The sequence below is a fragment of the Actinosynnema sp. genome (genome assembly GCF_052038725.1).
In genome coordinates this window covers 1-5,997 of record NZ_JBQGCX010000195.1, presented here as the reverse complement: position 1 = coordinate 5,997, position 5,997 = coordinate 1, and the positions used below count along the sequence as shown (strand labels likewise).

Below are 5,997 nucleotides of genomic sequence, written 5' to 3'. Positions count from 1 at the left end.
GGGGGGGGGGGGCGCCGGGGCTTGTGGGGGTGCGGGTCCCCGCGGGCCCCGCGGGCGGGGGCGGCAAGGGCGGTCCTCCGGTGCTCAGGTGGTGGGCTGAGCCGGGGGCGCCGCGGACCCGGCGGCCCGCCCCTGGGGGGCGGGGGCCTGGCCCGCGGGACGCATCGCGGGGTGCGAACCGGGGTGTGTCACGGGGCGCATGGACGGCGCTGAGGCCGGGTGCGTCACAGGACGCATGGACGGTACCGACGCCGGGTGGCTGACCGGGCGCATCGAGGGCACGGACGCCGGGTGGCTGACCGGGCGCATCGAGGGCACGGACGCCTGGTGGCTGACCGGGCGCATCGACGGCGCGGAACCGGGGTGCGACACCGGGCGCATCGACGGCGCCGAGCCGGGGTGCGTGGCGGGCCGGGCCGGGGGCATCTCCGGGAGGTTCGCCCGCCAGTGGTCGCGCATCACCTGGACGAGGTAACGGGCGTACTCCACGTCGTACGCCGCGGTCCGGACCGTGAAGACCCGGCCCCAGTGGTCGCGCACGTAGACGAGCGAGGGCTTCCAGTCGACGTGCCAGATCTCGGCGACGTGCTCGCGGCGCAGCACGTGCTTGTGGCCGTTGCCGTTGTGGAGGGCGAAGCCCGCCTCGGTCAGCCTGACCCGGTTCAGCAGCCCGCTCATCAGCAGCGCGACGCCCGCCGCGAAGAGGATGCCGCCCTGGTAGGAGACCGACTCGCTCGCGAACCACCCGTCGTGCCAGGGCTGGATCAACCCCAGCAGACCGAAGGCCAGCGGTAGCGCGCTGAGCAGCACCAACCTGCGCCGGGTCCGCTTGGACCGGTACACCCCCATGGCGGCAAGTCTGGGGTGAAGTCGATCATTTACCGCACTCGCGCCCGCGCGAGCCTTCGGGGAACCGAAGTTCACGACTTCGTGTGGTGCTGCCGGGCTCGGGTTGCGGATCGCCGGAACCCTGCTCCAGGGGGGTAGTTTTTGAGGCCGTTTTCGCTGATATCGGCCCTACCGCCCGCTGATCCGGGTGAGCAAGACTTCGCTGTCAACCTTCAAACCCCACCCTGCGCACGCAGGGTGCACGCTGAAGCGGTGACTCACCCCTGTGGCGAAGGGTGACAGTCGCAACCGGCGTGCCCGGCTTGAGGATGACCAAGATCACTCACTGATCCGCTTCGGGGACCCGCAGAGCGCGTCCCGGAGGCCGCTTCGCGCCGCGTCGGGTGGTGCCGAACCGCCCTCCCGGACCACCGGAAGCCGCTCGGGACCGGCCGGGCATTGATCAGCTCTTCACTCGATCGTGTGATTCGGTCCGCCGGGCGCGTCGCGCCCCGCGCCCAGGCCGGGGCGAACGGCCGGGGCGGGTGTTCTGCCAGGTGGGGAGCGGGTTCCCCCGGTCCGCCGGGACCGGCGCGTCCCGCCGCGCCCCGGACGCGGCGAAGGCCCAGGTCGTGAACCTCGTGGAGGCTCTGACCTGGGCCTTCGTCCTGCTGAGCGGGTGACGGGAATCGAACCCGCCTCTACAGCTTGGGAAGCTGTCGTTCTACCAATGAACTACACCCGCTTGCGGTGCGGCTCCGATCATACACATACCCTGTCAAGCGTGTTGCTCAGTGACCGCGATCTGCGCGGAGAAGTCGAGTCCGGGCGGCTCGTGGTCGAGCCGTTCGACGACTCCCTCGTCCAGCCCTCCAGCATCGACGTGCGGCTCGACCGGTTCTTCCGGGTCTTCAACAACACCCGCTACACCCACATCGACCCGGCCGTGCAGCAGGACGACCTCACCTCGCTCGTCGAGACCGAGGGCGACGACCCGTTCGTCCTGCACCCCGGCGAGTTCGTGCTCGGCTCCACCTACGAGCAGGTGACCCTGCCGGACGACCTGGCGGGCCGGTTGGAGGGCAAGTCCTCCCTCGGGCGCCTCGGGCTGCTCACGCACTCCACGGCGGGGTTCATCGACCCCGGCTTCACCGGGCACATCACCCTGGAGCTGTCGAACGTCGCGAACCTGCCCATCACGCTGTGGCCGGGCATGAAGATCGGCCAGCTGTGCCTGTTCCGGCTCAGCAGCGCCGCCGAGTTCCCCTACGGCTCGCGCGAGGCGGGCAGCCGGTACCAGGGCCAGCGCGGACCGACGCCGTCGCGCGCGCACCTGAACTTCCGCCGCACCGACACCCGGCGCTGACGGCACCCGGCGCCGACGACGCGCGAGGGGCGTTGCCGTTTCGTTGCCGAATCCGGCGCACCGCCGCGCAACCCACCCCCTGCAAGCGCGTCCTCTCCTGTGGTCCACCGCTGAAAAGAATTTCCGGAAGCCGCACCACGATCATTTTCGTGGTGCGGCTTCGGTCATTTTCAAGGTCATTTCCGGCGTTGTTATTCCGTTACCGAACTCGGCGAAACCGGCGCAACCCGGCCGGTGCGCAGGCGTCTTTCTGGATGTCCCAAGCAGCACGACGAAGAACAAGAACGAACTTCCTGGGGGAAACAGAAATGCGCGCCACCCGCAAGCACCTCGCCGCCGCTCTCGTCTGCTCCGCGATCGCCCCGCTGCTCCTGACCGGCGTCGCCACCGCCCAGGACGGCATCCCGGTGGGTGAGGGCTCCGCCTCCGGCATGATCTGGAACGACGCCAACGGCAACGGCCGGATCGACTCCGGCGAGCAGGGCGTCGAGGGCCAGGGCGTCACGCTGCTCTACTACGACCCCGCCGTGTCCGAGCCCGGCATCCCGGTCACCACCACCACGGCCGCCGACGGCACCTACCGCTTCGAGAACCTCCCGATGGCCATGTACGAGCTGCGGCTGAACGCCCAGGAGGGGCGCATCTTCACCGGCTGGGGCCCCGACTCCCGCTTCAGCATCTACGGGCAGACCGGCTCCCCGTTCTTCCTGGACGCCGAGCACCCGAACGCGGAGGGCTTCAAGGGTGGCGTCGCCGACAGCGCGGCCAACGACTACCGGGCCTACGACGTCCTCCTGGACCCGGTGAAGGAGACCTACCAGGTCGGGGACGTCGTGCAGATCGTCGGCGGCGCGCACGTCGACGGCCCCTTCTGGGACTACTACACCGCCACGCTCACCGTCCCCGAGGGGCTGGAGAAGCTGACCGCCCAGGGCGAGGCCATCGGTGGGATGCGCCTCGCCTCCGAGACCCCGACCCAGCTGAGGGGCGTGCTCGACGAGAAGCAGTACCCCGGCGACTACACCTACCTCGGCGCCCACTACCGGGTGACCAAGCCGATCAGCGCGGGCCAGATCACCTTCGAGGTCGAGCCCGGCTCCTTCCGCCAGCTCGACCCCGACGCGAGCAACAACACGACGGCGAAGTCCTTCACCGCCGTCGCTGCCCCGGTCACGCCCACCGCCGACCCTGCGGTCGACCCGATCGCCCAGCCGGTCGGTGAGGTCGTCACCCCCGCGCCGACCAGCTCCAGCGCCGCGACCGGCACCAGCGCCGCGGCCCCGGTCGCGCAGGACCACGAGTCGCTCGCCTCCACCGGTGCGTCCCCGGTGGGCCTGATCGCCCTGGCGGGTGCCCTGCTGACCGCCGGTGTCGCGGCCTTCGGCCTGAGCCGTCGCCGCCGCGCCCCGGCCGGACCACCCACCCGGGTTCGGTCTGCCGCACCGCGACCCCCGTCGCGGTGCGGCAGACGTGTTTGCCGACCCGTTCCCGCGTTGTCGTTTTGTTACCGAACGTGCGCGGGCGGGCGCAACCCGACATCGGCGGGGGCGTCCTCTAGTGTGCAGCCACGAGCACGGTCGAGCTGTAAAACTGGGGGAGAAAGAAATGCGCAGCACCCGCAAGAGAGCGTTCGCGGTCCTCGCCGCTTCCGCGCTGGCGCCGCTCCTCCTGGGCGGAATCGCCAACGCCCAGGAGGAAATCCCGGAGAAGAACGAGGGGGCGATCTCCGGGATCATCTGGAACGACAAGAACAGCGACGGCGTGCTGAACTCCTGGGAATCGGGCATCCCCGGCCAGAGCGTCGCGCTGGGCGGGCTGACCACGACCACCGCCGCGGACGGCAGCTACTCGTTCCGAGGGCTCGCGCTCGGCTCGCACACCCTCTCCCTGCCGAACCGCACCGCGCAGGGCCAGACCTGGACCCGAGCGGGCGGCGGCTCCGGCTTCGCGCCCGGCGGCGGTGTCGCGACCGCCACCGTCACCCTGACCGAGGAGCGCCCCTCGGTGACGGGCCTCAACGGCGGGTTCGCCCCCACGGGCAACGACTACTCCGTCTCGCAGCTCATCCTCGAACCCGTCAAGGACTCCTACCGGGTCGGCGAGGTCGTGAAGATCGTCGGCGGCGCCTACTACGAGGGTCCCCTGCCGGACGGCTTCGGCGCCCGCCTCACCGTGCCCGCCGGGCTGACCAAGCTCACCCGCGTCGGCGGGATGCCCGCCAGCGGGAAGGCCGACGGCCCGCACGAGGTCACCGGCATGTTCCAGGAGAACCGGGGCGCGGGCCTGATCGAGTTCGTCGGCTACGACTTCCGGGTCGACGCGCCCTTCAGCGCCGCCGAGGTCCGGCTGGAGGTGCTGCCCCTGAAGCACGGGGCCACCGACGTCAACCCCGCCAACAACGCCCTCGCGCGTCCCATCCCCGCCACCGGGGAGCCGGTCGCGGCCAGCAGCGCCGCCGCCGCCCCGGTGGGCGCGGGCGCCGGGCGGACCGGTGGCGGCGCGCCCGCGCCCGAGACCGCCGCGCCCAGCAGCACCGCGCCCGAGGCAGGCGCCAAGAACGTCTACATGCCCGTCGCGCACGGCGAGGAGGTGCGGCAGGAGGCGCTCGCCAGCACCGGGGCCTCGCTGGTCGGCCCGCTCGCGCTCGGCGCCGTGCTGCTCGTCGGCGGTGGCGCGGCCTTCGCGGTGAGCCTGAGCCGCCGCCGCGCCGCGCACGAGGACTGACGACCGGACCCGGAGGGGCCGTCCCGCGACCGCGCGGGGCGGCCCCTCCGCGCGTCACGGGCGGGTTCACCGAACGTTGTCGGCTCGTTACCGGAAAACGCGGAGAACGGGCAACCCGACCGTTGTCGGGGACGTCCTCCCCACGTCACGAAGTTCTTGTCCGTGGGGGACCAGGAAATGCGCAAAACCCGCAAGCTCATCGCCGCGGCGCTCGCCATCGCCGCGCTGCTCCCGGTTTTCACCGCCGGGCTCGCGAACGCCGACGAGGGGGTCGGCGGCTCGGTCTCCGGGATCGTCTGGAGCGACTTCGACGCGGACGGCCGCAGGGGCGCGGCCGAGTACGGGGTCTCCGGCCAGCAGGTGTTCCTGCGCGACACCAGGACCGGCCTGGAGCGGGGCACGAACACCGACGTCGACGGCGCGTACCGCTTCACCGGGCTCCCGGCGGGCGACTACGAGCTGCGCACGCCCAACCGCGGGGACGACGGCCAGACCTGGACCCGTGGGGGCGGGGACTCGCGGGTCGACAGCTCGAACGGCCTCGCGAAGATCGTGATCACCGCCGAGGAACCGCACCTGACCTCGGTCGACGCCGGGTTCGCCAGGGGCGCGAACGACTACTACGCCACCACGCTGGTGATCTCCCCCGAGAAGGACCGCTACGAGCCCGGCGAGATCGTGACGGTCGTCGGCGGCGTGTCCTACCGGGGCGACCTGGACGACCGGTTCGGCGCCCGGCTGACCTTCCCGGAGCAGCTGGCGCCGCTCGTGGGCGTCGGCGGCGTGCCGCACCTGGCGGACCGGTCGGCGCGCGGCGAGCTGGTCGGCGCGTTCGCCGAGAACCGGACCCGCCGCGACGTCCAGCACCTCGGCGCGCGATTCCGGGTGCTCGCCCCGCTCACCTCCGGGGAGATCACCCTGGAAGTGCTGCCCGGCGAGTTCGGCGCTTCCGACAGGCACGTCGAGAACAACACCACCACCCGCGCCCTCGGCGTGAAGGGCGATTCCGAAGAATCCTGACCGAGGATTCCCGCGCCCCTCCCGGCGCCGGAACCCCCTCCCGCGCCCCGCCGAACCGG

The 5,997-nt window shown here is 71.9% G+C and carries 6 protein-coding genes, 1 tRNA gene and 1 pseudogene; 5 read left to right on the top strand and 3 right to left on the bottom strand.

Annotation, left to right across the window (positions count from 1 at the left end; translation table 11 throughout):
• Nucleotides 1-84 precede the first annotated feature (84 nt).
• Nucleotides 85-849, bottom strand: a complete 765-nt coding sequence (locus ACTUAL_RS03665; RefSeq protein ID WP_440899266.1) for a hypothetical protein — start codon at nt 847-849, stop codon at nt 85-87.
• Nucleotides 850-1,385: 536 nt separating this feature from the next.
• Here ACTUAL_RS03665 and ACTUAL_RS03660 point away from each other — a divergent pair.
• A complete protein-coding gene (locus ACTUAL_RS03660) occupies nt 1,386-1,511 on the top strand; it encodes a hypothetical protein (protein ID WP_440899265.1) in 126 nt (41 codons plus the stop codon).
• On the opposite strand, the gene ACTUAL_RS03655 is transcribed toward ACTUAL_RS03660, so the two are convergent.
• A tRNA-Gly gene (locus ACTUAL_RS03655) sits at nt 1,503-1,573 on the bottom strand. The two genes, ACTUAL_RS03660 and ACTUAL_RS03655, sit on opposite strands and share 9 nt — an antisense overlap.
• Before the next feature lie 39 nt (nt 1,574-1,612).
• Between ACTUAL_RS03655 and dcd the strand changes: the two genes are divergently transcribed.
• Both dcd and ACTUAL_RS03645 read left to right on the top strand, forming a co-directional pair.
• Complete coding sequence (dcd, locus tag ACTUAL_RS03650) at nt 1,613-2,194, top strand: dCTP deaminase (RefSeq protein ID WP_096497420.1); 582 nt, start codon at nt 1,613-1,615, stop codon at nt 2,192-2,194.
• A 254-nt stretch (nt 2,195-2,448) separates the two neighbouring features.
• Nucleotides 2,449-2,832, top strand: a pseudogene (locus ACTUAL_RS03645) (SdrD B-like domain-containing protein); the annotation flags it as partial.
• Between the two features lie 401 nt (nt 2,833-3,233).
• On the opposite strand, the gene ACTUAL_RS03640 reads toward ACTUAL_RS03645, so the two are convergent.
• A complete protein-coding gene (locus tag ACTUAL_RS03640) occupies nt 3,234-3,509 on the bottom strand; it encodes a hypothetical protein (protein ID WP_440899264.1) in 276 nt (91 codons plus the stop codon).
• A 290-nt stretch (nt 3,510-3,799) separates the two neighbouring features.
• On the opposite strand from ACTUAL_RS03640, the gene ACTUAL_RS03635 reads away from it, so the two are divergent.
• Both ACTUAL_RS03635 and ACTUAL_RS03630 read left to right on the top strand, forming a co-directional pair.
• Nucleotides 3,800-4,918 carry an SdrD B-like domain-containing protein gene (locus tag ACTUAL_RS03635; RefSeq protein ID WP_440899263.1) on the top strand — a complete coding sequence of 373 codons (1,119 nt, stop codon included), beginning with the start codon at nt 3,800-3,802 and terminating at the stop codon, nt 4,916-4,918.
• Between the two features lie 177 nt (nt 4,919-5,095).
• On the top strand, nt 5,096-5,938 hold the full coding sequence (locus tag ACTUAL_RS03630) for an SdrD B-like domain-containing protein (RefSeq protein WP_440899262.1): 843 nt from the start codon (nt 5,096-5,098) through the stop codon (nt 5,936-5,938).
• Nucleotides 5,939-5,997 lie beyond the last annotated feature (59 nt).

Coding starts and splice junctions, on each gene's coding strand:
- ACTUAL_RS03665 (WP_440899266.1), bottom strand. CDS start 849: ATGGGGGTGTACCGGTCCAAGCGGACCCGGCGCAGGTTGGTGCTGCTC.
- ACTUAL_RS03635 (WP_440899263.1), top strand. CDS start 3,800: ATGCGCAGCACCCGCAAGAGAGCGTTCGCGGTCCTCGCCGCTTCCGCG.
- ACTUAL_RS03630 (WP_440899262.1), top strand. CDS start 5,096: ATGCGCAAAACCCGCAAGCTCATCGCCGCGGCGCTCGCCATCGCCGCG.